Genomic DNA, 25,145 nt, shown 5'->3' with positions numbered 1-25,145 from the left:
GGTCGTGACGTTCCCGACGGAAGGGGGTTCCTCTCAGGCCCCGCCCTTGACGTTGTAAGGTGCGGACCGGGACAGAGGAGGTGACGGGGCATGCGGATCGGATTCGCCGTGCCGATGTCGGGATCCTGGGCGACCCCGCGGAACCAGGAGCGGATCGCGCGCCGCGCCGAGGAGCTCGGCTACCACTCGGTGTGGACGCTGCAACGGCTGCTCAACCCCGCCGGCGAGGACCCCGGACCCTACCGGGCGGTCCCCGATCCGCTGATCACCCTGGCCTACCTGGCCGGCCGCACCAGCCGGATCCGGCTGGGGGTGGCGGTGGTGAACATGCCGTTCTACTCCCCTCCGCTGCTGGCCAAGGCGGCCGCCACCCTCGATCGGGTCAGCGGCGGGCGGCTGGACCTGGGGCTGGGCCTGGGCTGGATGCCCGAGGAGTTCGCCGCCACCGGCGCCGCCATGCGGCGCCGCGGCGAGCGGGCCGAGGAGTTCCTGGCGGTGCTGCGGGCGCTGTGGAGCGAGGAGTCGGTCGCCTTCGACGGAGAGTTCCACCGCATCCCGCCGGTGCGGATGGAGCCCAAGCCGGTGCAGCGGCCGGGCCCGCCGGTTCTGCTGGGCGGCACGGCCGCGCCCGCGCTGCGCCGCGCCGGGCGGCTGGCCGACGGATGGATCAGCTCCAGCCGCGCCGACCTGGACACGCTGGCCGACCAGATCGGCATCGTGCGCGCCGCCGCCGAGGAGGCCGGGCGGGATCCGGACGCGCTGCGATTCGTGTGCCGGGGCGCGGTCCGGGTGCGGCCCGCCGGAGACGCAGACCGCCGCCGGCTCACCGGGTCGCTGGACGAGATCGCCGACGACATCGCCTGGCTGGCCGCACAGGGGGTCACCGAGCTGTTCGTCGATCTGAACTTCGACCCGGAGATCACCGGGGCCGGCGCCGACCCGGCCGCCTCGATGGAACGCGCCGAGCAGGTGCTGGAGGCGCTGCGGCCGGGCCGCTGACCCCGTCGCCGGTCACAGCGGCGGCGGCCGGTCCTCCCAGGGGGTGCTGAGCACGACGGTGGTGCGGGTGGAGACGTTGGCGGCCGCCCGGATCCGCTGCAGCAGATCCTCCAGGTCGTTGGGGGTGGCGACGCGGACCTTGAGGATGTAGCTCTCCTCCCCGGCCACCGAGTGGCAGGCCTCGATCGCGTCCAGGTGCGCCAGCCGTTCGGGGGCGTCGTCGGGCGCGGCCGGGTCGATCGGCTTGATCGACACGAACGCGGTGAGCGGCAGCCCGATCTGCTCGGCGTCCAGCTGCGCGGCGAACCCCTTGATCACGCCGCGCTTCTGCAGCCGGCGCACCCGCTGGTGCACCGCGGACACGCTCAGCCCGGTCTCCTTGGCCAGATCGGTGAAGCTCATCCGGCCGTCCCGGGCCAGCAGGGCGATGATCTGGCGGTCGATCTCCTCCACGGAGGAAATCTAGCGTGTTCGCGCCGATCGCGCGGTGCCGCCGGACAATCCGGCCGGAGGGCTGCAACTGCCGCGTATCACCAGCTCGGCCGCCAACACCACCGGCCGGGAACGGTCCCGCCGCGCCGGGTCGCGCAGCAGCACCTCGCACGCCTGGTAGCCGATCCGTCGTCCGGGTCGCGCCACCGCGGTCAGCGGCGGGTCGCACAGCTCCGCCCAGGGCACGTCGTCGACCATCACCACCGACAGGTCGGCGGGGATCCGCAGGTCCAGCTCCCGCGCCACCAGCACGGCCGCCTCGCCGAGCAGGTGGGTGGCGGCCAGCACCGCGGTCATGTCCGGGCGGCTCTGCAGCAGGCCCGCCGCCGCGGCGAACGCGCTGTCGCGCTGCGGCCGGGCGCGGACCAGCAGCTCCTCCCGCACCGCGAGGCCCCGTTCGGCCAGGGTGGCGCGGAACGTCTCCTCCCGCACGCCGGTGTCGGCGGCGGTGGTGCCCAGGAAACCGATGCGCCGGTGCCCCAGCCCCACCAGGTACTCCACCGCCGCGCGCACCCCGGCCGCGTCGTCGGCCAGCACCGTGGGCGCCTGCGGCGGCCCCGCCGGGGCCCGGTCGGCGAACACCACCGGGACGCCGGCCCGCATCGCCGCCTCCCAGGCCGTCCCCTCCCCGGCCGACACCGCGATGATGCCGTCGACGCGCTGTTCGACGAGCCGGTCGACGATCTCGGCCTCCCGCTCGGGATCGTCGTGGGCGGCGTCCAGCAGCACGTTCTCGCCGAACGTGCGGGCGCACTCCAGCACTCCGGCGGCCAACTCCGCGCAGAACGGGTCGGTCACGTCGGGGACGACCAGCCCGAGCGTGCCGGTGCGCCGGGTCTTCAGGCCGCGGCCCAGCGCGCTGGGCCGGTACTCCAGCTCCCGGGCCGCCGCCAGCACCCGGTCGCGGGTGGCGGGGCTGACCGGGCCCGAGCCCGACAGCACCCGGGACACCGTGGCGACGCCGACCCCCGCGCGGCGGGCGACGTCCTTGATCGTCGCCGCGCGGCTCATCGCCCGCTCCCGGACATGGTCCTCCCCGTGCTCGGTCAGCACACATCTTCCCATGTCGAGCGTATTGGAAACGATTCCACACCGAGGTGCGGACAGATGTGCGATGAGGACATGGCCGGGATCTTCGAATGCGGTCGTCACCGCGTTCACGTGGCCTTATCCGTTCGGCGATGCAGCGGATTGGTCCATACCACTCTTGACAGCGGACGGGTGTCCTGATGAAGTTCTGTGGAAACGTATTCACCGGAGGTTGCGATGGCGCAGATCGTGCTGGACGGGGTCGACAAGGTCTACTCCGGCGGCGTCAAGGCCGTGGACGGGCTCACCTTGGAGATCCGCGACGGCGAGTTCATGGTGCTGGTGGGCCCCTCGGGCTGCGGCAAGTCGACCGCGCTGCGCATGATCGCCGGCCTGGAGGACATCAGCGCCGGCACCATCACCATCGGCGACCGGGTGGTCAACGACCTGGCCCCCAAGGACCGCGACATCGCCATGGTGTTCCAGAACTACGCCCTGTACCCGCACATGACCGTCGCGCAGAACCTCGCGTTCGGTCTCAAGCTGCGCGGCATGCCCAAGGAGGAGCGCAACCGCCGCGTCCAGGAGGCCGCCAAGATGCTCGGCCTGGAGCAGTACCTGGACCGCAAGCCCGCCGCGCTGTCGGGCGGCCAGCGGCAGCGGGTGGCGATGGGCCGGGCGATCGTCCGCGAGCCGCAGGCGTTCCTGATGGACGAGCCGCTGTCCAACCTGGACGCCAAACTGCGGGTGTCGATGCGCGCCTCCCTCAACCAGCTGCACGACCGGCTGGGCGTCACCACCGTCTACGTCACCCACGACCAGATCGAGGCGATGACCCTCGGCGACCGCGTCTGCGTGCTGCGCGAGGGCAGGCTGCAGCAGGTCGACACCCCGCAGCGGCTGTTCGACCACCCGGTGAACCTGTTCGTGGCCGGCTTCATCGGCTCCCCGCCGATGAACTTCGTGACCGCCGACCTGGTCCGTGACGAGGGCGTGCACGCCGTGTTCGCCGGCATCCGGCTGCCGGTCCCCGAGGAGACCCTCACCGCCCGGCCGGGACTGGACGGCTACCTGGGCCGCAAGGTGATCCTGGGCATCCGCCCCTCGGACTTCGAGGACGCCGCCCACGCCAAGCCCGATTGGGCCACCTTCACCGTCGAGGCCGGCGTGATCGAGGAGCTGGGCAGCGAGATCAACGTGATCTTCACCGTCGACGCCCCGCCGGTCGAGCACCGGGACACCGCCGACCTGGCCGCCGACGCCGCGAGCGAGGACGACGCGGCGATCCCGCTGAACGAGAACAAGGCGCTGTGGACCGCCCGGGTCAACGCCCGGTCCTCCGTCCGCCCGGGCCGTCCGATCGACCTGGCCGTCGACACCCACCGGCTGCACTTCTTCGACCCCGACACCGGCCTGGCCATCGGTCACCCCGACGGCCCCGCCGCCAAGACCCGGCTCACCAAGAGCTCCTGACCGCAGGCGAGCGCGCGCCGGATCCGTCGTCGGCCGGACGGGGCCGTCCGGCCGACGGCGCAAAGGCCCGGCGGAATCGATCCGCCCATCGCGGCCGCCCCGGCCGCGATGGGCGGACGGAAGGCGGGCGGCGCGGAGGCCGCCTCGCCGATCACGGCGCCGCCCGCCGGGCGCCGGTGCGCGCCCGCTCACGGGCGGAGGTCGCCCGGTGTCCGTTCCGTGCGCGACGTCGCCGTCGCGGACCGGCTCAGTCGGCGACGGGCGGATGCGGATCGGGATGAGAGGCGAGGTCGGCGAGCCTGCGTTCCAGGTCGACGACCCGGTGGTACAGGGCCTGGATGGCCACCACGGTGACGCCGTGGGCGTCGACCAGAGGGATCACGGTGTCGCGGCCGCCGAGCCCGAAGGCGGCGTGCCAGTCCTGGGCCATGGGCCCCAGGTGCCGGACGTGCTCGGGCTCCCACCGGTAACGCCAGGTGCCGACCGGCAGGGACGCGAGCCTCTCCAGCACCTCATGCCCGTCGACCGGCGCGGCCGGTGCGCCGCCCGCCGCCGCTCCCCCGGCGTCCGGCGGAGCCTGACGACCCCGCCGGACGCCCCGCCGGAGACGAAGCGGGTTCACCGCTCCCAGCGCACCGGGACGATGTCGGTCTTGGCCTCGCGGTCGCTGAGCAGCCCCAGCACGGGGAGACCGCCGAGCAGGTCCCTGAGCGACCCCAGGCCCCCGGCGTGAGCAGGGGCCGCGGTCACGACGGCCAGCCCCGTGCTCGTCCCGACCCCCGACAACAGGGTGATGATCCGCGTACGGACGGACATAAGAGCGTCGCTCCCTTCGCTTGGGCGTCCACGACGAGGACGCCCGGGCAAGATTCCCCCGGCACAACGATCAGTAACGATCAATTACGCAAAGTAATCACTACGAGCGGTGGGCGGGGATGCGGATCGTGACATCGGCCCGCCGTCGCGCACCGGATCCCTCGACGCCTTCGCGCCCCTGGGCGAGGACTCCCCGGTGAAGCCGCCGACCCCACGTGAGAACGCATCGTCTCCGGGTAAGGTCAGCCACTGACACACCGACCGGAACAAAAAGGATTTTTCTCAGGAATTCCACCAGGGGCAGCTATGCCGACATATCGCTACGAATGCCCTGAATGCGGCCTCTTCGATGTGATCAAGCCGCTGAGGGAGTCCGGTGAACCCCAACGCTGCGGCAGGTGCGGCGCCATGGCCCGCCGGGTGTTCACCGCCCCGATGCTCGTGCGGACCCCCCGCCCGCTGGCCCGCGCCCTCGCCGCGCAGGAGGCGAGCGCCTACGAGCCCCAGATCGTCGACCGCGTGCCGCCGGGCCGCCGTCCCCCGCCCCTGACCGGCCCTCGGGCGCGTCGCCTCAGCGGGCCCTGACCGGAGGAGGCGCCATGGCGAGCGTGGGCCTGCTGTACGTCGGCGCGGTGCTCTTCGTCAACGCCCTGCTGCTGCTCGACCGCGTCGACGGCAAGGCCGCCGCGATCTTGAACCTGTTCGTCGGCGCGCTCCAGGTCGTCCTGCCCACCCTGCTGATCCTGCAGGCGGGCGGCGACATCAAGGCCATCAGCGCGGCGGCCGGAATCTACCTGTTCGGATTCACCTACCTGTACGTCGGGATCGGGCTGCTGGCCGGGATCGACACCTCGGGCGTGGGATGGTTCTCGCTGTTCGTGTCGATCTCCGCGATCGTGTTCGCCCTCATCAACTTCTTCCGGCTCAACGACCACCCGTTCGGCGTCATCTGGCTGATGTGGTCGTTCCTGTGGCTGCTGTTCTTCGTGACCCTCGGGCTGAAACGGGAGGAGTTCACGCGCTACACCGGCTGGGTCACGCTCGTCCAGGCGTGGGTCACCGCGGTGGTCCCCGCCTTCCTGATCCTGACCGGCCTGTACGAGCCGTCGGCGGCATGGGCCGTCGGCCTGGCCGCGTTCGCGGTCGTCGTCTTCGCTCTGCTGTGGGTCGTCGCCGGACCGGCGCGCACGCGTTCTCATTCCACGGCCCCACCCCGCTCCCCCGCCGGGCGCTGACGCCCGGACAGCTCCATCGCGCGTTTCCTCGCGCGCTTCCCATCAGGAGGCTCACCATGCCCGAAGTCGTGTTCAGCGTCGATCAGTCCCGCTCGATGACCGAGCAGTCCCCTCCCGGCCACAACCGCTGGCACCCCGACATCCCGCCGGTGGCGACGGTGCGGCCGGGTTCGGAGTTCCGGATCGAGTGCCGGGAGTGGACCGACGGTCAGATCGGCAACAACGACTCGGCCAATGACGTGCGCGACGTCGACCTGTCCCGCGCCCACATGCTCAGCGGCCCCATCGCCGTGGAGGGCGCCCAACCGGGCGACCTGCTGGTCGTCGACATCCTCGACCTCGGCCCCGTCCCCCAGCAGATCGGCGACGCCCCCGGCCAGGGATGGGGCTACACCGGGATCTTCGCCAAGCACAACGGCGGCGGCTTCCTCACCGACCACTTCCCCGACGCCTACAAGGCGATCTGGGACTTCCACGGCCAGGTGGCCACCTCACGGCACCTGCCCGGCGTGCGCTTCACCGGCATCACCCACCCGGGACTGTTCGGCACGGCGCCCTCGCCGGAACTGCTGGCGAAGTGGAACGCACGAGAACAGGCGCTGATCGACACCGACCCGGAACGGGTGCCGCCGCTGGCGCTGCCGCCGCTGGAGGAGGGCACGCTCGCCGGCACGCTCCAAGGCGAGGCCCTCGCCAAGGTCGCCCGGGAGGGCGCCCGCACGGTGCCGCCCCGGGAGAACGGCGGCAACCACGACATCAAGAACTTCAGCCGGGGCTCGCGCGTCCTCTACCCGGTGCACGTGCCCGGGGCGCTGCTCTCCGGCGGAGACCTGCACTTCAGCCAGGGGGACGGCGAGATCACCTTCTGCGGCGCCATCGAGATGGGCGGCTTCATCGACCTTCACGTCGACCTGATCAAGGACGGCATGAGCAAGTACGGCGTGAGCACGAACCCGATCTTCATGCCCGGGAACGTGGAGCCGCGTTACAGCGAGTTCCTGTCGTTCATCGGGATCTCGGTCGACCACTCCGAGGACCGGAACCTCTACCTCGACGCCACCGTGGCCTACCGCAACGCCTGCCTGAACGCCATCGAGTACCTCAAGACCTTCGGGTACACCGGCGAGCAGGCGTACCTGCTGCTGGGGGCGGCCCCGATCGAAGGGCGCGTCAGCGGAGTGGTGGACATCCCCAACGCCTGCTGCTCGCTGTACCTGCCGACCGCCATCTTCGACTTCGACATCCGCCCGACGGCCGAAGGGCCCCGCCGGGCGGACCGGGGTCAGTGCGCGGTCTCGTCCTGAGCCCCCGCCCCGGCCGGTGCGGGTGATCGGGGTCTCCGGGCCCGGCCGCGGACGTCCGCGGCCGGGCCCGCCGGCGAACGGCGGCCGAGGCCGGCGAGGGCCGCCGGGAGACGTCACCGGCCGCGCAGTCTCCTCCACGCCCGCCTGAGCCGGTCCCCGATCCGGCCTCTGCGAGGCGTCCCGCCGCCAGAGCCGACGGAGCCGGGCAAGGGGTCCATGGGCCCATCGACGTGCGGGCCGAAGCCCGGTCCGGGGGCCGGGGCCACCACGACGACGATCGAGGCCCTGCCTGGGTCGCCCGCGGGCACGGTCACGGTCACGGCGGGGTGGAGGTTCTCATAGAACACGACGCGCCAGGACCCGTCCGGCTGCCGCGTGGCCCGCAGGTCGTCGCAGGAGATGGAAAGCGCCTGACTGAGCACGGCCGCTCGGGCGGCCTCGACCGCCTCCTCGCAACTGAGCGGGGCGGCCGGATCCGTGCTCCGCTCCCGCCACCGCTGACGGACGTTCTCGAACATGCGCCGGACGGCGGCGACCGCGCCCGCATCGGCGCGGTTGCCGATGACCCTGCCCAACGCGGCGGCACCGAGGCAGGCCGCGGCCTCCACCACGTTGGAGACCATGTCCGTCACCGGCACATGCACCCGGCTGCCGTCCGGCGCCTGGACCCGGATGCCGGTCGGCCCATCCGTGGACGAGGAGGGGGCGGCTGCCGGGTTCAAGGGCGTGACCTCGGGCGGCGCCTTCGACGGGAGCGGGCGGTCCCCGGTATTGGGCGGTGGAATCTCCTCGTTCAGCGAGCCTTCCCCTGCGCGTGTGCTCGTTTTCTTCTGTTTGGAGCACGCAACCCGGCCTTCTGCTCCGGATTCGGGAAAGGCGGCCGCGCCACCTGCCCTACGGCCGGCTGAATCAATTCCGGATCTCTCGGTGAAGTGGCGGAAGGAACGGGCCGATGGGAACGGTCAGTCGTCCTGTGAACGCGTCGGATTCGAATCCGCGCCATAGGTGGCGTCTGCCTGGATGAGGATTGTGGCTCTGGCGGGGTCGCCGGCGGGGACGGTCACGGTCACGGCGGGATGGGAGTCTTCGTAGAAGACGATGCGCCAGGAGCCGTCCGGCTGCCGGGTGGCCCGCAGGTCGGTGGCGGAGGGGGCCGGGAGCGGCTGGGTGAGCACGGCCGCTCTGGCGGCCTCGATCGCCTCCTCCCAGGTGAGGGGGGTGTTCGGGCCGGTGTTCCGCTTCTTCCAGCGCTTGCGGACGGTCTTGAACATGCGCCGGACGGCGGCGACCGTGCCCGCATCGGCCCGGTTGCCGATGATCCCGCCCAACGCGGCGGCGCCGAGGTAGGTCGCGACGTCCACCAGGTAGGTCACCAGGAGGGAGTCTCTGTAGGCCGCCACGGGAGGACCCGCCACCGGATACGGCGAATGGTCCAGGTCGTCCAGATGCCCCTCGAACGCGGCCTTGGGAGGTGGTTCCGGCGAAGGCCGGGGTTCGGTGTTGGACGGCGGAGTGTCCTCGTTCATCGGCGCGTCCCTCCCTGCGCGGATGCTCGATTCATTTGATTGGAGCACGCGGTCCGGTTTTTCGTCACGGCCTCGGGTGAAGTGGGCGCATCGAGAACGGCGGTGAGGGTCGTCCGGAATAAGTGCCGGCCGCGCGGCCCTGCGACCGTCTGCGCCGAATTTTCGATCGCGTCTTGGGCGGAGGGCGCGCGGGCCGGATGTCCCCGGCCGCCGGGAGCGGGCGAACCGGCCTTGTGAGCGTGTCGGCTACGGGCTTGAGTCCGCCCGGTGGCGGTGCTCGTAGGTGCTGTCCACCCGGACGACGATCGTGGCCCGGCCGAGGTCGCCCGGGGCACGGTCACGACCATGACGGGGTTGGCGGAGTCCTCATAGAACGTGATCTCCCAAGAGCCGTCCGGCCGCCGGGTGGCCCGCAGGTCGGTGGAGGCGGGCACGGGGAGCGACTGGCTGAGCACGGCCGCCGTGGCGGCCTCGATCGCCTCCTCCCGGGTGAGCGGGGCGTTGTCATCGGTGTTCCGCTCTTGCCGGCGGTCGCGGATGGCCTTGAACATGCGCTGGACGGTGGCGACCGTGCCCGCATCGGCACGGTTGCCGATGATCCCGCCCAACGCGGCGGCACCGAGGTAGGTGGCGACCTCGACCATGTGGGGCACCATGGCCGACACCGACCCCCTGGCACGAAAGTCGCCCTCGTCCTTCAGGAAGGGGTCGGCCAGGCGGCTATCGGGCGGTGGTTCCGGCGAGGGCCGGGGTCCGGTGCCGTGCGGTGGAGTGTCCTCGCTCAACGGCGTCCCCTCTCTGTGCGCCTCTTCGATTTTCGATTGGAGCACGCGGCCCGGTGCTCCGTTCCCGTGCCGGTGGAAAGACGCCCGGGGCGGCGGTGCCGGATGCGCCCACCGCTCGCCCGGGCGTGCTACCTCGGGCTCGACGGGCCGGGGTGGTCGCGGATGTAGCGGCGGTAGCGCTCGATGAGGACCTGGCGGGGCATCGGGGGCCAGGTGGACAGGTGGCCGGTGCGGCGGTCGATGACCAGCAGGGGGCTGGTGGGTTCGGCGTCGGGGACGAAGGCGCGGGCCACGAAGGCGTCGCCGATGTCCTCGATGGCCACCGGGGCGGTGGGGCCGGCGCCGTTGTTGAAGTAGCGGTCGGCGCGGCGCCAGGCCTCGGCGCGGTCGAGTTCGGCCGGGTGCACCGCGTAGGCGTCCAGGACGTCCAGGAGGCGTTCCAGGGTGCGGCAGCGGTGGGTGCGGCACTCGCGGCACAGTTCGGCGCCGGTCACGGTGACGGGGCGGTGGGCGTCCAGGACGGACGACAACGCGGCCCCGGCGGCCAGCGCCAGGCGGCGGGAGTGGCGGGCGAACTCGGCGGTGTGGGCGTCGCCGATGTGGCGGGCCGCGGCGTCCAAGGCGGCGGCGTCGGCGCGCAGCGCGGCGGTCAGCAGGGCGCGCACCCGGGCGTGCAGGTGCGGGTGGAGCCGGGCGAGCGGGGGTTTCCCGCCGGGCGTCTCCCCTCGCCCGCCGCCGGCCGCCGGTCTTCCTTGAGGGGTCACGCGGGCCACTTCCCTTCGAAGACGGCGGTGACGGTGCGGCCGGAGGAGTTGCCGTGCCAGCCCCAGCTCGTGGCGGTCAGGGAGACGGTGCGCAGGCCGCGGCCGGACTGGCCATCGGGTCGGCCTCGCGGGCGACCGGCTCGTCGGGGCCGCCCTGGTCGGCGACGGAGACGGCGACGCACTGCGGGGTGCGCAGCACCTCGACGGTGAAGGAGCCGCCGGTCTGGCCGGACTTGGTGTGGCGGACGGCGTTGGCGACCAGCTCGTCGGTGGCCAGCAGGACGTCGTCCAGGAACGGGCAGCCCTCCAGCAGGCAGGCCACGAAACGGCGGGCGGCGCGGGCCTGCATCAGGCCGCCGGGGAAGTCCCGGCGCCAGTACAGGGGCGGGGCCATCCCGGCGGCAGGGGGATTCATCAGGAGCACAGGGCACCTCCTGGGCAGGACGTTCGGTGTGTGATCGACAGGCGGTCACGCTTGGCAATGGCATGTTCACACCACAGCGCGCCCCCGGTCCGCTGATTCGACGCCCGGCCCTGGTGTCTTGGCGGTTTTTCACCGTCCGGCACCGGAACGGTTCGGCTGCGGAACGACCCGACAGCGGAACGGCCCGGCAGCGTGACGGTTCTTTTTTGGCCACATGCGGCCTGACCGATCTTCAGCGGACGCGTCCTGACCAGCCGAGTCGTGGGCTATACGTCAAGTAGTCAAGCAATTACGGCCATGGACGCTCATCGGGGAGGCCAGTGATGTTCAGCCCCTACGTTCGCCGGCTTCGTCTGGCCGAAGCGCTGCGCAAACTGCGCGAGGACCGCAATCTCACGGCGGACGAGGTGGCCAAGACCGTCTTCCAGTCGCGGGGGAAGCTTTCAAAACTGGAGACCGCGCAGACCCGCCCCGAGGCGTTCGAGATCATGGGCATGCTGGAACGGCTGAACGTCACCGGCAAGGAGTACGACAAGATCATTCATCTGGCCCGGACCGCCGCTCAGAAGGGGTGGTGGGACCAGTACGCCAAGGTCATGGGGCCTCGGCAGCGCCTGTACGCCGATCTTGAGTCGGGTGCGGAGACAATCCGTAGCTACAACCAGACGGCGATGCCCGCTGCCTTGCAGCACCCCGACTTCATAAGCGCAATGATCGCACTGGACGAGTGTCAGGGGCCGCTCGACTACATACCGGAGAGGATGGCTGAGGCCCGCGCACGCCGCCAGCAGCATCTACTGAAAGAAGACGGGCCTACATACGAGGCCGTGCTGGACGAGTGCGTACTCCACCGGCTTGCCGTGCCAGCAGAAGTGATGGCCGTACAGCTCCGTCATCTCGTCAGCATCCTTACCGACAAGCCACAGATCACTATCCGCATACTTCCCCACAACGTCCCGATCCCCGGTGGCTTCCTGCCCAAGAGCTCTTTCTCGCTCTACACGTTCCCCGACCCTGCAGACCCCCAGATAGCTGTGGTGGACACCGTGACCACCGACCTCATCCTCACCCAGCGACGTGAGGTTGCACGGTATACCGGTGTGTACAACCGTGTCCGAGAAGCCGCACTGCCTCCCGCTGAGAGCCTGGCGTTCCTCGAGCGGATGGCCGACCGGCTAATCGAGCAGAAGGGATCGGGCCTATGACCAGGGATTTCACCGGCTGGCGCAAGTCACGGCACAGTGAGCCGAACGGGGATTGTGTGGAGGTAGCACAAGCCGCTGACGGCACCATCGGCGTCCGAGACTCCAAAGGAGACCCTCACGTCGTCTNCAAGCCGCTGACGGCACCATCGGCGTCCGAGACTCCAAAGGAGACCCTCACGTCGTCTTGGAGTTCACGCCCCACGACTGGAGCAGGCTACTCAGCCAGATCAAGGAAAGTAGCGAGTGACCGTACAGCGCATCCACTGGCGCAAGTCACTATCCAGCGAGCCTAGTGGCAACTCGTGTAGAGGTGAGGCAGCCCCCAACAACACCACCGGCGTCCGAGCCTCCAAGGAAGATCCCCCGCGTCGTCCTGGAGTTCACGCCCCACGACTGGAGCAGGCTACTCAACCGGATCAAGGAAGTTCACGGGTAACCATGCAGCGCTTTCGTTGGCGCAAGTCGCGACACAGCGGCCCCGACCGCTGCTGTGTCGAAGTCGCCCGGACCTCCGATGACACCATCGGCATCCGCGACTCCAAAGGCCATCCCGACCGGATCATCCTCGTCAACCGCGCAGAGTGGGCCACCCTCCTGACGACGATCAAGGCCGGCGCTTCCAACAGCGGCTGACCAGCAAACCGCCCTGCCGTGCTCTCCGGACCAGCACGGCAGGGCGGTGCCGTCACCTCTCCGGGTGGCGCGGCCCTTGCCCCGGAGGGGGGTCAAGGAGGCTCTTGTACGGCTCGCCGCTCTCCTCTGCCTTCCCCATCGCGTCGTAGATCTCTAGGATCAACGCCTTCGTGCGCTCGAACCGCTCCGGATCGTTCCGCCGGAATGCCCCGAAGCTGTCCATGATGTAGCCCACGTCATCCCGCTCCACCCCGTACAGCCGGAAGTAGGCGGCATCCAGCTCGGCCCGCATCACCAACCGCCGCTCCTCATCCCATACAAACGGCGGACCATTCACCCCCAGGTCTCGAGCCAGCGGTTCCATATCCCACGTAGTACAGGAGAGCTCTGCAACTCGATCAACAATCCAATCACGCAGCAGAACCCCTCTATCCCAACCAGCGGGAATCTCGTATGACTTCGGTGGCAGCACAGGCAACTGTTTCACAGTGAAATAATTCAGGTGCGTCCCGCCACTCTTTTGCCGTACAACAAAATCCAGAACGAACGCCGCCAAATTCCCTAGCAAAGGTCCCACCTGTGAGATTCCAGGGAACATGAGGAGCGTACCGCCCGGAACAGCAGCCCATGGGAAGGCCGAGCTAATCAAAGTTCTTTCATCAGTACTGCGACAGATGTCGCGCCAACCAATAAACCAACGCTTATCCCAGCGTTCTTCAACCCGCTCGTTTACCCTCTCCTCTGGAACCCAGTATCGAGGCAAGGCCTCATAGTCTGGGTCTCGCTTCTGCTCAAGAGAAAGACGGGGCAGAGTACCCATGTTGGCCTGGGCCTGAGTCTGCCCTTCGTAGGTACCGAGGCGGTGATCAAAGTGATGGATCATCTTCGCCTCGTACAGAGGAAGCATCCTCTCGTCGCCACGAACAAAATGGTTCCCTTGGAGCTCCCATCCTGCAGTCTCTAGCTCCTCACGGGTACGGAACAGCCCTGAGTCATTAGCCATGTGGAACATCGTCATGAATGACAGGTTCCACGGATTACTACCAGGGCGCTCCCTCCACAGGATCGGAACACGGCGATAAATGCCAAGGGTTATCTGGGCATCCCGCCGCGAACGAAATAGCGGTGCAGTACCAGTATTAGGGTTAAGAAGAAGAATATCCTCCGACGGCATCGTAAACCGCCGAGCCTCAATATCAGAGATCTTTCGAGAGCCAAAGGCGAAATCAGCTCTCGATACCTTAACCTCGCACCCCCCGACCGTCATCAAGCAGAAGCGGAAGCTGTGGTGAACGTCCCTGCTCAGCAGGAACTCTTCGTTCTCGAATTCGAGGAACGCAACCAACTGGCCACTACGCACCAAATCACCGAAGAAGGGTGCGGTAGTAGCGTCAGTGGCAATGCCGGTAGGAAGCACCAGACCACTGCGTCCCATCGGCCCGATAACTGTACGAGCCGTCTCAGCGAAGACCGAGTATGTATTGACATCCCCGTGGCCGGTCAGCGGGTAACGCCCGGAGGTACGCAGCAGGTGGCTCCACCCCGCAGCCTTGCGCAACTCGCGCTGGAATTCCTCATATAGCGCCCGGTCGGTGAGTTCGTCGCTATCAGCCAGCGCTTCGATGAGCTTCTTGCGCTCGGCGGCGTTACGGGCCTTGGCGATCTTCTCGTCCCTGGAGGCGAAGAACTCCTGCTCCTGGAGCTTGACCCGCTCCCACGGCGGATTGCCCAGCACGCAGTCGAACCCGCCCTGCCATCCGGTGTCGGGGTTGGCGTCGCGAGCGTTATCGTCCCCAACCCGGAACACGTCGGGGAACTCCAGGTGCCAGTGGAAGAAGGAGTACTGCTCGGTGAGCCTGCGCAGCTCCCGTTCAGTGTCCTCACCGGGCACGGCCTGGGGATACATCCCGGCCATCTCCGTGTCCCCGGCCATGATCTTGAGGGTGGCGGTGGTGACGGCACGGGGCGCGTCCGGGTGCTTGGGCCACACGAACGCCGCGCACCAGGCGTCGGCGACGCGCTTGCGCACGGCCCGGTCCGGAGATTCCAGCAGCAGCCGGTGGCGCCGGGCCTGCTCGCGGATGTCGGACACGGACCTCACGCCCATCCGCTCCACCTCGCGGGTCCGGCGGGCGAGGGTCCCGGTGTCCACCGGCACCGCTGCTCTGTCCTCCTGCGAGGCCAAAAGGTCGAACTGCTCGGCGCGTTCGGCGGCGTTGTCCTTGCGGAGCCGGTTCGCCGTCTTCTTGTCATCGCCGACCAGCGGCTTGTACGCCTCGTCCGGAATCCCCTTGAGCAGCAGCGCGGGCGTGGTGCCCAGCAGCGAGTTGCCGACCTTGATGTGGGAGTCCAAGAACGCCAGCGGCAGCCCGGGTTCCAGGGACTCCATCCACAGGGAGAACTTGGTCAGCTCCGCCGAGAGCGGGTTGATGTCCACCCCGTACAGGCAGTGCCGCACCACCTTGTGCATGGCCCGGCGCACATCGGTGGGGGTGGGTTCGTCGTCCCCACTGCACAAGGCCGCGTACCGGGTGGCGATGCGGCGTCCGGCGGCCACCAGGAAGTTCCCCGATCCGCAGGCCGGGTCGCAGACGGTCAACTTCAGCAGGTCCTCGGGGTTGCCGGAGGCCGCATAGCGGTCGATGACCGGGTCGAGGGCGGTCTTGAGCAGCTCCTCGATCAGCGCGGGGGGCGTGTAGTAGGAGCCGGTGGTCTTGCGCTTGTTGCCGGGCAGCTCCTCCAGCCAGAAGCGAGGCTCGTCCGCATCGAAGCGGGGCCGCAGTTCCAGCAGCGACTCATACACGCTGCCGAGCTCCTCGGCGCCCAGGTGCCGGTAGTCGATGCGCTGCCTGCGGCCTTTGTGGTCGGCCATCTCCGACAAGTGACGGACGGCCTCCAGCAGCCGGTGGTTGCTGAGCCGGCTGTCGCGCAGCAGGTCGGGAACCGTGCCCTCGGCGCAGGGGTCCTGGGCGCGGAAGAACAGGCCGCCCAGGGCGGGCAGCGCCAGTTCCGGCCGGCCGCCGTCGCTGCCCAGGGCGTCCAGCACGATGACCAGGGTGCGCCACAGGTCGGTGTGGGCGTCGCCGCGGCGGGTGGCGGCGATGCGGCGCAGCCGGCCGGCCGAGAAGTACGCCGCGTACCGCTCGCGGGCGGTCTGGTGGGCGGCCACCTCCTCCGGTGAGGCGTTCTCGGGGATCGGCGGGTGCAGCACGCCGCGGTCCTCGGCGACGAACAGGAAGATGAGCTGGTAGGCCAGGCGCAGCAGCTCGTGCAGGAAGTCGTCGCGGCTCAGCCGTCCCGACGCCAGCTCCTCGCGCAGCGCCGGGTCGCTTTCCACAAAGCCGGTGCCCAGTTCGCTCAGGGCCTTTTCGACCTGCTTGCGGAGCTGGTCGCGGGCGCGGCCGCCGATCTGCACCGCCTCGGTGCGCCAGCGTTCCAGCCAGCAGTCCTCGACCGTGGGCTGCTCGCCGTCGTCGCGGGGCAGCAGCTCCAGGCGGGAGACGTGCAGCAGGGCGAACAGCAGGACGAAGTCCGAATACAGCTCGCCGTCGAACATCGCCTCCAGGTCGAACTCCACGTAGGCGGAGCCGACCAGGGCCTGGGAGTCGCGCAGGATGCGCAGCCGCCGCCCGTTGGACAGCACGCCCCACAGGTGGGCGTCGCTGACGTTGAGGAAGTCCTGCATCATCGACTGGGGGGCGCGGGCGGCCTGCCGGTTGGGGCCGCCGCGCGGCCGGTCCAGGTCGATGTCCCAGGCCAGCAGGTGCAGCGGGACGTGCCCGCCCCACTGGTGGGAGATGGGGTAGGTCTCCTCCCCCACCGTGATGCCGCCCTGCAGGTAGGCGGGGCGGCCGTAGCCCAGCTCGTCCAGCAGGCGCAGCAGCCAGCGTTCGCGGGTCTCGCGGGTCAGCGAGGCGGTGGGCGGCAGCGCGGCGATGCGGTCGCGGAAGGCGCGGTAGGCGCCCAGCAGGTACTCCCACTTGCGGCTGGCGGCATCGCCGAGGCGTTCGCCGGCGGCCAGGTGGTAGTCGTCGGGACGGTTGCCGGGCAGGTCGGGGTCGGCGGCGGCGATCCGCTCGATGAGGTCGGCCGACAGCAGGTCGCCCTCCAGGCGGACGGCGGTGTACTGGGCGGCGTTCACCGGGCACCTCCTGCCGGAAGGTAGACGTAGACGCCGAGGACGTCGGCGTGCTCGTGCGGGCGGACCCTCAGGCCGCGGCGGATCGCGCCGACCGCGCCGCGGACCCGGCGGTGGGCGGCCTCCAGGCGTTCGGCCAGCTCCCGGCCGCGGGCGTCCAGGTCGGCCTGGACGGTGCCGGGAGCGGCGGGGCGGCCCGGCTCGGGCGGTTCGCCCAGCTCCTCGATCGACATCGCGACGGCGCGCTGCACCAGTTCGGGCAGCACGTTGGCATCGGGGGCCGCGCCGAGCAGGGCGGTCACCTCCTCCTCGGTCAGCCACTGGCGGCCGTCGGGGCCGTTGCGGTAGGCGACGACCTGGGCGTCCTCGGCGACGACCTCGCGGGTGCGGGCGCGGCCGGGCAGGTTCAGGTGGAAGCGGTAACGCACCAGCAGCAGCGTGGTGCGGGTGCGCACGGCGTTGGTGCGGATGGCGCCGCAGCGGCGGGCGGGCCGCTGCTCGGGAGGCATGCGGGAGTCCAAGGCGGCGTCCACCACGTAGCGGGCCAGCGCCACCACGGCCGGGTCGCTGCGGACCAGGGCGTGCTCTCCGGGCTTGACCGGCAGGTCGTGGCGGAAGACCAGCTCGCGGGCCTCATCGCGGTCGCCGGTCAGGCCGAGGGCGTGCCGCAGCCCCACCGGCAGGGCCTGAGCGTGCACGGTGAAGCCGTCCTCGCGGGCCTGGACGACGCCGCCGAGGGCCGAGAACGTCTCGCGGGCGAAGCGGGCGACCTCGGTGTGCCGGCCCATGGCGGTGCGCACGGCCATGGCCTCGCGGCGCACCTCCTCCAGCTCCTTGACGCCCGAGTGGGCGTACTTGGTGACGACCTTGGACTCGCGGGCGGCGGCGCTCTCCCAGTCGCGGTGCAGCACGTCGCGGGTCTGCATCAGCCCCAGGTCGAGGGTGAGCTGGTCGGGTTCGGCGTTGCGCAGCAGCAGGCCCTCCACCAGGGCGCGCACCACGTCCTCGGTGCGGCCGGGCACGGGCACCGCCACCCCGGTGGCCTTGGCGATGCTGTGGTGCTTGCGGATCAGCACGTCCAGCACCGCGCCGTCGATGCCGTTGTCCACGCCGTACAAGGTGACGACGCGGACGGTGGAGGCGCGCTGGCCGAACCGGTCGACGCGGCCTTCGCGCTGCTCGTGGCGGGTGGGGTTCCACGACAGGTCGTAGTGGACGACGGCGTTGAAGACCGCCTGCAGGTTGACGCCCTCCGACAGGCAGTCGGTGGCCACCAGCACGTGCCGTCCGCCCTGTTCGCGCAGCCGCTCGATGCGGGCGCTGCGTTCGGCGGGCGGCAGGTTGCCGGTGACGACGGTGACGGTGGCCTTGCGGCCCAGCGCCTTGGCCAGGTGCTCGCCGACGTACTGGGCGGTGGGGATGTAGCGGCAGAAGACGATCGGGTCGTACCCGTCGTTCAGCAGCCCCTTGACCTCGGTGATGGCGGTGGCGAGCTTGACGTCGCGCTGGGGTCCCTCCAGTTGCCTGGCCTGCGCGGCGAAGGCCTTGAGGCGGTTGCGGGCGGCGGCGGGCAGCTCCTCATCGACGGCGCCGGGGGCGGCGTCCACGCCCTCGTGGGACTCCTCGTCGATCAGGTCGGGGAAGGAGGCGCGGCCCAGCCGGTCGGCCTCGGCGGCGGTCTCGGCGACTGCGGCGGCGGCGCGGGCGGTCAAGGTGGCCTCGGCGGCACGGGGCGAGGAGGCCACCGAGCTGAGCAGGGCCAGCGCCGACCACCAGCGGACGGTGCGGTGCCGCTCCCCGGTGGCGGGGTCGGTGACGCTGTGGCGGGCGTAGTCCAGCACGTTGCGGATCAGCTCGGCGTACTGGCCGGACTGCTCGTAGGGGACCTCCCGGAGCATCCGGTCGCGGGGGAAGCGGGTCTCCTCATCCAGGTAGTGGCGGATGTCGCGGCGGCGGCGCTGCACGAAGTGGCGGGCCAGGCGCTCGCGGCCCTTTTCGGTGCCCAGGTCCAGTTCGGCCAGCTCGGGGTCGAGCAGACCGATCAGGTCGCGGAAGGCGTCCTCGTTGCCGCTGTGCGGGGTGGCGGTGACCAGTATCAGATGCCGGTCGGTCTTGGCGGCCACCTGCCGCAGCAGGTCGTAGCGCAGCTGCCGCTGGGCGGCGCCCGACCCGGCGGCGGGCACGCAGGTGTGCGCCTCGTCCACGATCACCAGGTCGGGGCAGTCGCGGACGAACAGGGTGCGGCGGGAGGGGTTCTTGATGAAGTCGGTGGAGACCACCGTGAAGCGGTGGTGGTGGAACAGCGACTGGTCGGCGCGCAGGCCGCGCTGCAGCTTGGTCACCGTGGACGGCAGCACCAGGGCGGCGTCGATGCCGAACTTGGTGCGCAGCTCCTCGGCCCACTGCTCGGCCAGGGCCGGGGAGCAGAGCACGGTCATCCGCTCGGCCTCGCCCTGCTCGATCAGCTCCTTGGCGATCAGGGCGGCCTCGATGGTCTTGCCGATGCCGACGTCATCGCCGATCAGCAGCCGGACGGTGTCCATGCGCAGCGCCAGCAGCAGCGGCAGCAACTGGTACTGGCGGGGCTCGACGGCGATGGCGGCCGAGGCGCGGAACGGGCCGGCCGCGGAGGTGAAGCCGATGCGCAGCGCGGTGCGCAGCAGCCCGGCGGCCACGCTGTCGCCGATCTGGCCTGGGTCGGCGGTGGGGCGGGGGAAGGTGGCGGGGGCGACCTCGTCGGCGAACAGCCCGGCGGTGAAGGCGGTGTCGCCGCTCAAGGGGCGGGCGACGATGAAGTCCGCACTGCTCTCCGGCAGCACCACCCATTCGCGGCCCCGGGCCGCGACCAGCGAGCCGGGGGCGTAGGCGGCGGTCATCGGGCGCCCTCCCGTCCAGTGCCGAAGACGTTGGGGTACTGCCGCACGATCTCGTTCCAATCCGCGTCGTGTCCGAATCTGATGACCAGCCAGCCCAGGTCCATCAGCCGGTACTCGGCCTGCAGGTCGCGTTCGGCGACGGCCCGGTGGGCGTGGTGGGGGCCGTCCACGAACAGGGCGACCGGGCCGGCGGGCAGCCGGTAGACGAAGTCGGGGCGGGCCAGGGCCTCGGCGACCAGGTGCTGGGCCTCGTCGGGAAGACGGTACTCGCCTTCGGCCAGGAAGGTGACCAAGCGGCGTTCCAAGTCGCTGCCGGCCTGCTCGGCGAGGCGGGCGGCGCGCTCGGCCGGGGTGAGCTCGGTGCCGTGGCCGCCTTCGGTGCGGGACGCGGCCAGCTCCAGCAGCAGGCCGGTGATCGCCATGCGGTCGATGAGGCGGTGGTAGAGCTGGTTGGTGTAGGACAGCAGGCAGTCATAGCAGCCGCGTTCGCAGCGTTCGCGGGCGCCGGGGGCGCCGCCGAGGTCCTCGCCGGTCCGCGGGTCGAAGTGCATGATCTCCAAGGCGGTGCGGGCCGCCTCGGCGAGGGCGGTGGGTTCGGCGTGCAGCCGCCGCAGCGCGCCCGCGCCGCCCTCGGCGCTCTCCACGAACAGCATCCGGCCCCGGCCCTGCGGGTCGGGCAGCGGTTCGCTGGTCAGCTCGGCGTCCTCCAGCTGAAACAGCGCCTCCATGCCGCGTTCCAGCGCATACCGCAAGGTGACCGCCTGCTCCTCGGAGACCTGGCGGGTCAGGCGGAACACCAGGATGTTCTTGGTGTCCTGCACGAACGGGACGACCTTGACGGCGCGGCGGTCCTCCTGGAGCACCTCCAGCCCGGAGTCCTCGGGGGTCAGGTCGGCGGCCCGGGGCTCGCGCAGCCACTTGCCGCTGACCGGGTCGAGCCAGAAACCGACGTTGCCGCGGTCGCGGCGGCCGCGGCGGCCCCGGTTGATCACGCGCAGGGTGGCGGCGTCCCCGTACACCAGGTCGGCCAGCGCCTCGCCGGAGGCGGCACGCACGGCGGCCGGCAGCCGTCCCGGCCGGGCGCCGTGCGTGCTGAACTGGTAGACGGTCTGCAGCTCGAAACCGGCGCGGCGGCGTTCCTCCTCATCGGAGGAGATCCGGTCGCGCCGCACGGTGTAGACGGTCTGCAGGTGCAGCATGTTCGGCAGCGTGCCGCCGAGTTCGGCGCCGCACTCCAGGCAGCGGTCGGTGCCGGCCTCGCGCTTGTGCCAGTAGCCGCACGAGCCGCAGATGCGGGCCTGGGTGGTGGCCACGTCCCCGCTCTCGGCCCCCACCGGCACCTGCACGCGGGAGACCTCATAGCGGGAGCCCTCGTGGTAGATCAGCGCGCCGGGGCCGAACTCGCCGACCGCGATGAAACGGGGCCGCTGGATGTAGGTGCCGCGCCGGCGGCGTCCCCCGATGTAGGCGGCGGCCGGCAGGCGGGGGAAGGAGTAGCCGGGCAAAAAGCCCTCGGAAGCGAAGTAGCGGTAGGTGTAGAAGTCGCTGAACTCCTGCTCGGAGTCCTCGTTCTTGAGGATCTTGAGCTGGTTCTCGGCGTCGGTGCGGCGGCGGCGGGCCTGCTCGGCTGCGTCCCGGGTGCTGGCGTGATCGACGACGATGCGGTTCTGCTTGCGCTGCTCCTCCAGCGCCGAGCGGTACAGCTGCCGCCAGCGGTCGCAGGCGGCGTCGAACCGCCGGGCCGCGCCGCGGACCACGTCCTCGATCCAGCCCTCATACCACCAGGGGGCCTGGTGGATCTCCGGCATGCAGTCGGCCAGCACTTCGTGGGCGCGTTTGATCGCGCGGCGGCGGGCGTTCTCGTCGCTGAACTGCTCCCGCAGATGCGGGTGGATCTCCAAGGTGGGGTTCTCGCCGGAGATGTCGAGCACCTCCGGCATCCGGCTGTGCAGCGAGGCGCGGGTCTCGGCCAGCCAGATGGCGTGGACGTGCGAGCGCAGCAGGTCCTCGTTGGTCAGATCCAGGCGGGGCGGGCGGACCTTGCCGGCCACCATCAGGTCCGAGCGGCGGAAGTAGTACTGGTCGTGGGCGTTGCCGGTGGAGCAGTAGGTGGTGACCAGCGCGGGCTGGCCGCCGCGGCCGGCGCGGCCGGAACGCTGGGCGTAGTTGGCCGGGGTGGGCGGGACGTTGCGCATGCCGACCGCGTTCAGGTCGGAGATGTCCACGCCCAGCTCCATCGTGGGCGAGCAGTACAGCAGCGGCAGGTCGGCGTTGCGGAAATCCCGTTCGCGCTGCAGGCGGTCCTCGCCGCGGACCTGGGCGGTGTGCTCGCGGGCCTGCAGCTGCGCCAGCTCGGTGGCGGTGTGGCGGTACAGGTCGCGGAAGAAGGTGTTGACGCGGATGTCGGCGTCGTCGGCGACGACCTTGCGCAGCGGGTCGGGGGCGCCGCTTTCGCCGTCCCCGGGACGCCACAGGATCGCCGAGGACTTCAGCCGGTAGCCGGGGGTGCCGTCCTTGGTCTCCTCGGCCACGGTCAGCAGGCCGTACTTGGACAGCACGTGCAGCAGGTCGACGATGATGCGGTGGGCGTCGTCCACGGTGACCTGCCGGCCGAGGGCGTTCGGGAATTCCCGGGGGCGGCGCAGGTAGCGGCCGAGCGCGGTGCGGCCGGTGAAGGGGACGACGCCGCGGCTGCCGCCCCGGCCGGAGGAGGCGGCGAACACGGTGCGGGCCTTGATCTGCGGTTCGCCGTCCGACAGCGCCCAGGGGGCGATCAAGTGCTCGCCCGACATCGCCGCCATGCGGTCGAAGCCCTCCTGGGTGAACACCTCGGCGTCGACGGCCAGCACCCGGCGCATCTCGTCCAGCATGATGTGGGCCAGCTTGGCGCGGTGGGCGGGTTCGTCGCCGCGCAGCAGCGGGTGGGTGCCCTCCCAGCACTCCTCGTCGGCGGCGATCTCCGCCACGTCGATGTAGGAGAAGCGGATCAGGCCGGTCTGCTCCAGGTTGGGCATGGTGACCCGCCAGCCGCGGGCCAGGTCGGTGTAGAGCCGGTAGGTCAGCACCTGGCGCAGCGCCCGGCGGATGTTGTCCTTCTGGCTGAACTTGGCGTCCGGCTTCTGGGCGAAGGCGGTCATCGGCAGATTCAGCGCCTCCTCGACCGCCTGGGCGACGTTCTCATGGGTCAGCCCGGCCGGCCCGGCCCGGCGGGCGGCCCGGTACAGCGCCCCGCGGATCTGGGTGACCTGAACGAAGTCGTTGAAGTGCCCGGCCTGCAGGCTGGCGTCCTGGCGGTTGTCCACGAACGTCAGCAGCTTCTTGGCCTTGTCGTCCAGTTCCGGCTGGGCGCGCAGGGCCTGCACCACGGCGGCGCTGATCACCGACACCGCCGAGCTTCGGCCCTCGACCGCGTGGGTGGCCAGCTGGGCCAGGTCCTGGCCCCGACTGCGGTCGTAAGAGACCCGGCAATGCAGGCAGAACCGGAACGGGGTGGACACGTACGCGGCGCGCACCCCTTCGCCGGGGGGCCGCTCGGCGCCGTCGGTGCCCACCCACACCTCGCGGGGCAGGTGGTCGGCGTAGCGGGGCAGCACATAGGGGCTGCCGTCGTCGCCGGTGTCATACCAGTGGTCGGGCAGCCGCCCGGCGCCGATGGGGTCTTCGAACGGCCAGGGGTGGTCGGTGCTGATGTACAGGTAGCCGTTGACGCCGTCGCCGCCGGAGGCGTCGCGGTCGTGGCGGGGCTCGTAGAAGACGGTGCCGTCGCGGCGGACGCGGTGCACCACCAGGTACTCCTGACCGCACTCGCGGCAGAACGCCAGCGGCAGCAGGATCTTCTCGCGCCGGCCGGGAACGCTGACCTGGTATTGGCTGGTGATGTAGCGGGTCGCCTCGGGTTCGACGCTGACGTGGACGGTGTCGCCCTTGGACAGGAACTGGTGCAGCCGGAAGGCGAACAGCGGCCTGCGGGTCTCGGGGTGGCGGGCCTTGGCGCCCTGCTGCAGGATCGCCTCGATGGCCTCGGCGCAGCGTTTCTCCTCCTCGCCGGTCTGCTCGGCCAGCATGCGGGCGGCCTGCGGGAGGGTGCGGGGATCGCGGCGCACCAGGCGTCCGGTGCCCGGTTCGGTGGCCAGGCCGAAGGTGGTCTCCACCCAGCCCGCCAGGGGATCGGCGGCCAGGGTGCGGTAGTCGCGGTCGGTGTCGGCCAGCGCGGCGGCGATGCCCTCGCGCAGCTCGGCCGGGCCGGGCTCGGCCCGGGCGGTGTTGCGGCGCAGCCACTCGCCGATGACCCGTTCGGGCCGCACCGGGACGCCGAACAGGCGCCCGGCCACGTCGGCGACCTCGCGCTGCGCCTCGGCGAAGGTGGCGGCGGTGGCCATGGTCGCCGAGGTGCCCACGCACTGCAGGCCGGGTGAGTCGCAGGCGTTCCGCAGCCGCCGTACCAGCAGCGCCACGTCCGCGCCCTGCCGTCCCCGGTAGGTGTGCAGCTCGTCCAGGACCAAAAAGCGCAGGCCCTGGGCGGCGCCGATGAGCTGCTGCCGCTCCACCGGGCGGGTCAGCAGGTACTCGAGCATGACGTAGTTGGTGAGCAGGATGTCGGGCGGGCGGCGCAGGACGCGGTCGCGCTGCTCGGCGTCCTCCTGGCCGGTGTAGCGGGCGAAGGAGACGGTGCGCTCCTCCTCGGGCAGGCCCCAGTTGAGGTACTTCTCCAGTTCCAGGAGCTGGCTGTTGGCCAGGGCGTTCATCGGGTAGACGACGATGGCCTTGATGCGGCCGGGCTCGGGGGCGCTCAGCACCGAGTGGACGATCGGGATGATGTAGGTCAGGCTCTTGCCCGAGCCGGTGCCGGTGGTCAGCACGTAGCTGTCGCCGCTGCCAGCCGCTTCGATCGCCTCCCGCTGGTGGCGGTGCAGGGTCAGCGGCCACTCCCCCGGGTCCTGCGGGCCGGTCTTGTCGCGGAAGAAGCGGTCGCAGCCGGGGTGCAGCAGTCCTTGGGCGACCAGCTCGGTGATGGTGCCGCCCGCCTCGAAGCCGGGGTTCAGTGACAACCAGGGGTCGGGCCAGCGCGTCTTACGGTCGCGCTCTGCGCGCAGGTGCTCGGCGATCCGCTCATCGCGTACCTGCACCAGCGAGGAGGTGAACTCCGAGTAGCTGTCGATGAGCCGCTGGTGCACGTCGAACACGTCCATCGCCGCTTCCCCTCACCGGCCTGCGGTTGTGAGCGCTCCACATCCTGCCAGGCGGACCGCCCACTTGCCACCGTTTCGGCTGACATCAGGCGATCTGCCGGTCGATTGAGTTCACACGAAAACGAGGATCCTTATTTTGGACGCCCTGGAAAGGCGATTTTGCACACCCTCAATCAGAGAAAGCGCGAGGGGTCATGTCGTTCGAAAGAAACGACCCCTTTAAAGCAATAGATTCACCTTGAATGCTCAAGCACGTT

At 70.6% G+C, this 25,145-nt stretch carries 20 protein-coding genes and 1 pseudogene; 9 read left to right on the top strand and 12 right to left on the bottom strand.

What is annotated here, in order from left to right:
- The first annotated feature begins 90 nt into the window (after positions 1-90).
- Positions 91-999 carry a TIGR03619 family F420-dependent LLM class oxidoreductase gene (locus EIO00_RS08530; protein ID WP_140176888.1) on the top strand — a complete coding sequence of 303 codons (909 nt, stop codon included), beginning with the start codon at positions 91-93 and terminating at the stop codon, positions 997-999.
- Between the two features lie 12 nt (positions 1,000-1,011).
- Here EIO00_RS08530 and EIO00_RS08525 read toward each other — a convergent pair whose 3' ends face one another.
- The gene (locus EIO00_RS08525) at positions 1,012-1,452 is read right to left on the bottom strand and encodes an Lrp/AsnC family transcriptional regulator (RefSeq protein WP_140176886.1); all 441 of its coding nucleotides are present in this window, start codon (positions 1,450-1,452) and stop codon (positions 1,012-1,014) included.
- A gap of 9 nt (positions 1,453-1,461) precedes the next feature.
- On the bottom strand, positions 1,462-2,556 hold the full coding sequence (locus EIO00_RS08520; protein ID WP_338325918.1) for a LacI family DNA-binding transcriptional regulator: 1,095 nt from the start codon (positions 2,554-2,556) through the stop codon (positions 1,462-1,464).
- Between the two features lie 201 nt (positions 2,557-2,757).
- Between EIO00_RS08520 and EIO00_RS08515 the strand changes: the two genes are divergently transcribed.
- A complete protein-coding gene (locus EIO00_RS08515; RefSeq protein WP_140176885.1) occupies positions 2,758-3,993 on the top strand; it encodes an ABC transporter ATP-binding protein in 1,236 nt (411 codons plus the stop codon).
- Between the two features lie 247 nt (positions 3,994-4,240).
- On the opposite strand, the gene EIO00_RS08510 is transcribed toward EIO00_RS08515, so the two are convergent.
- Together EIO00_RS08510 and EIO00_RS08505 are read right to left on the bottom strand one after the other, a co-directional pair.
- On the bottom strand, positions 4,241-4,615 hold the full coding sequence (locus tag EIO00_RS08510; RefSeq protein WP_140176883.1) for a tail fiber domain-containing protein: 375 nt from the start codon (positions 4,613-4,615) through the stop codon (positions 4,241-4,243).
- Positions 4,612-4,809, bottom strand: a complete 198-nt coding sequence (locus EIO00_RS08505) for a hypothetical protein (RefSeq protein ID WP_140176881.1) — start codon at positions 4,807-4,809, stop codon at positions 4,612-4,614. The genes EIO00_RS08510 and EIO00_RS08505 overlap by 4 nt, the downstream gene beginning before the upstream one ends.
- A gap of 306 nt (positions 4,810-5,115) precedes the next feature.
- Between EIO00_RS08505 and EIO00_RS08500 the strand changes: the two genes are divergently transcribed.
- The 3 genes from EIO00_RS08500 to fmdA are packed head-to-tail and all read left to right on the top strand — an operon-like array spanning position 5,116 to position 7,348.
- Positions 5,116-5,394, top strand: a complete 279-nt coding sequence (locus tag EIO00_RS08500; RefSeq protein ID WP_140176879.1) for an FmdB family zinc ribbon protein — start codon at positions 5,116-5,118, stop codon at positions 5,392-5,394.
- 14 nt (positions 5,395-5,408) lie between these two features.
- Positions 5,409-6,044, top strand: a complete 636-nt coding sequence (locus EIO00_RS08495; RefSeq protein ID WP_140176877.1) for an AmiS/UreI family transporter — start codon at positions 5,409-5,411, stop codon at positions 6,042-6,044.
- 56 nt (positions 6,045-6,100) lie between these two features.
- Positions 6,101-7,348, top strand: a complete 1,248-nt coding sequence (fmdA, locus tag EIO00_RS08490) for a formamidase (RefSeq protein WP_140176875.1) — start codon at positions 6,101-6,103, stop codon at positions 7,346-7,348.
- A gap of 113 nt (positions 7,349-7,461) precedes the next feature.
- On the opposite strand, the gene EIO00_RS08485 is transcribed toward fmdA, so the two are convergent.
- From EIO00_RS08485 to EIO00_RS08465, 5 genes are all read right to left on the bottom strand, one after another.
- Positions 7,462-8,070, bottom strand: a complete 609-nt coding sequence (locus EIO00_RS08485) for a hypothetical protein (protein WP_140176873.1) — start codon at positions 8,068-8,070, stop codon at positions 7,462-7,464.
- Between the two features lie 240 nt (positions 8,071-8,310).
- Positions 8,311-8,874, bottom strand: a complete 564-nt coding sequence (locus EIO00_RS08480) for a hypothetical protein (RefSeq protein ID WP_140176871.1) — start codon at positions 8,872-8,874, stop codon at positions 8,311-8,313.
- Positions 8,871-9,518 carry a hypothetical protein gene (locus tag EIO00_RS08475; RefSeq protein ID WP_140176869.1) on the bottom strand — a complete coding sequence of 216 codons (648 nt, stop codon included), beginning with the start codon at positions 9,516-9,518 and terminating at the stop codon, positions 8,871-8,873. Before EIO00_RS08475 ends, EIO00_RS08480 begins: the two co-directional genes overlap by 4 nt.
- A gap of 269 nt (positions 9,519-9,787) precedes the next feature.
- Positions 9,788-10,423, bottom strand: a complete 636-nt coding sequence (locus EIO00_RS08470; protein WP_140176867.1) for a hypothetical protein — start codon at positions 10,421-10,423, stop codon at positions 9,788-9,790.
- A gap of 76 nt (positions 10,424-10,499) precedes the next feature.
- A complete protein-coding gene (locus EIO00_RS08465; RefSeq protein WP_241661225.1) occupies positions 10,500-10,838 on the bottom strand; it encodes an ATP-binding protein in 339 nt (112 codons plus the stop codon).
- Positions 10,839-11,170: 332 nt separating this feature from the next.
- On the opposite strand from EIO00_RS08465, the gene EIO00_RS08460 reads away from it, so the two are divergent.
- The 4 genes and pseudogenes from EIO00_RS08460 to EIO00_RS08445 all read left to right on the top strand — a co-directional run bounded on the left by EIO00_RS08460 (position 11,171) and on the right by EIO00_RS08445 (position 12,685).
- Entirely contained in the window at positions 11,171-12,052 is an 882-nt protein-coding gene (locus EIO00_RS08460; protein WP_140176865.1) for a helix-turn-helix domain-containing protein, read from the top strand.
- Positions 12,049-12,123 (top strand): annotated as a pseudogene (locus EIO00_RS25120) (DUF397 domain-containing protein); the annotation flags it as partial. The gene EIO00_RS08460 and the pseudogene EIO00_RS25120, both read left to right, overlap by 4 nt.
- Before the next feature lie 113 nt (positions 12,124-12,236).
- The gene (locus tag EIO00_RS25900) at positions 12,237-12,299 is read left to right on the top strand and encodes a hypothetical protein (RefSeq protein WP_422100035.1); all 63 of its coding nucleotides are present in this window, start codon (positions 12,237-12,239) and stop codon (positions 12,297-12,299) included.
- 191 nt (positions 12,300-12,490) lie between these two features.
- The gene (locus EIO00_RS08445; RefSeq protein ID WP_012852295.1) at positions 12,491-12,685 is read left to right on the top strand and encodes a DUF397 domain-containing protein; all 195 of its coding nucleotides are present in this window, start codon (positions 12,491-12,493) and stop codon (positions 12,683-12,685) included.
- 52 nt (positions 12,686-12,737) lie between these two features.
- Here the strand turns inward: EIO00_RS08445 and EIO00_RS08440 are convergent, their stop codons facing one another.
- From EIO00_RS08440 to EIO00_RS08430, 3 genes are read right to left on the bottom strand one after another with little or no spacing between them, the layout of a single operon-like run.
- Positions 12,738-16,826: an Eco57I restriction-modification methylase domain-containing protein gene (locus tag EIO00_RS08440; protein WP_140176863.1), complete on the bottom strand. Its 4,089-nt coding sequence runs from the start codon at positions 16,824-16,826 to the stop codon at positions 12,738-12,740.
- Positions 16,823-19,699: a helicase-related protein gene (locus tag EIO00_RS08435; RefSeq protein WP_140176861.1), complete on the bottom strand. Its 2,877-nt coding sequence runs from the start codon at positions 19,697-19,699 to the stop codon at positions 16,823-16,825. Before EIO00_RS08435 ends, EIO00_RS08440 begins: the two co-directional genes overlap by 4 nt.
- Positions 19,696-24,888 (bottom strand): DEAD/DEAH box helicase, encoded by a 5,193-nt coding sequence (locus EIO00_RS08430; protein ID WP_140176859.1) that lies wholly within the window; start codon positions 24,886-24,888, stop codon positions 19,696-19,698. The genes EIO00_RS08435 and EIO00_RS08430 overlap by 4 nt, the downstream gene beginning before the upstream one ends.
- Between the last annotated feature and the right edge of the window lie 257 nt (positions 24,889-25,145).

It is taken from the genome of Thermomonospora catenispora (assembly GCF_006363815.1).
Lineage (GTDB): Bacteria > Actinomycetota > Actinomycetes > Streptosporangiales > Streptosporangiaceae > Thermomonospora > Thermomonospora catenispora.
The sequence above is the reverse complement of the archived record's forward strand: the minus strand, read 5'-3'. Positions and strand labels throughout refer to the sequence as shown.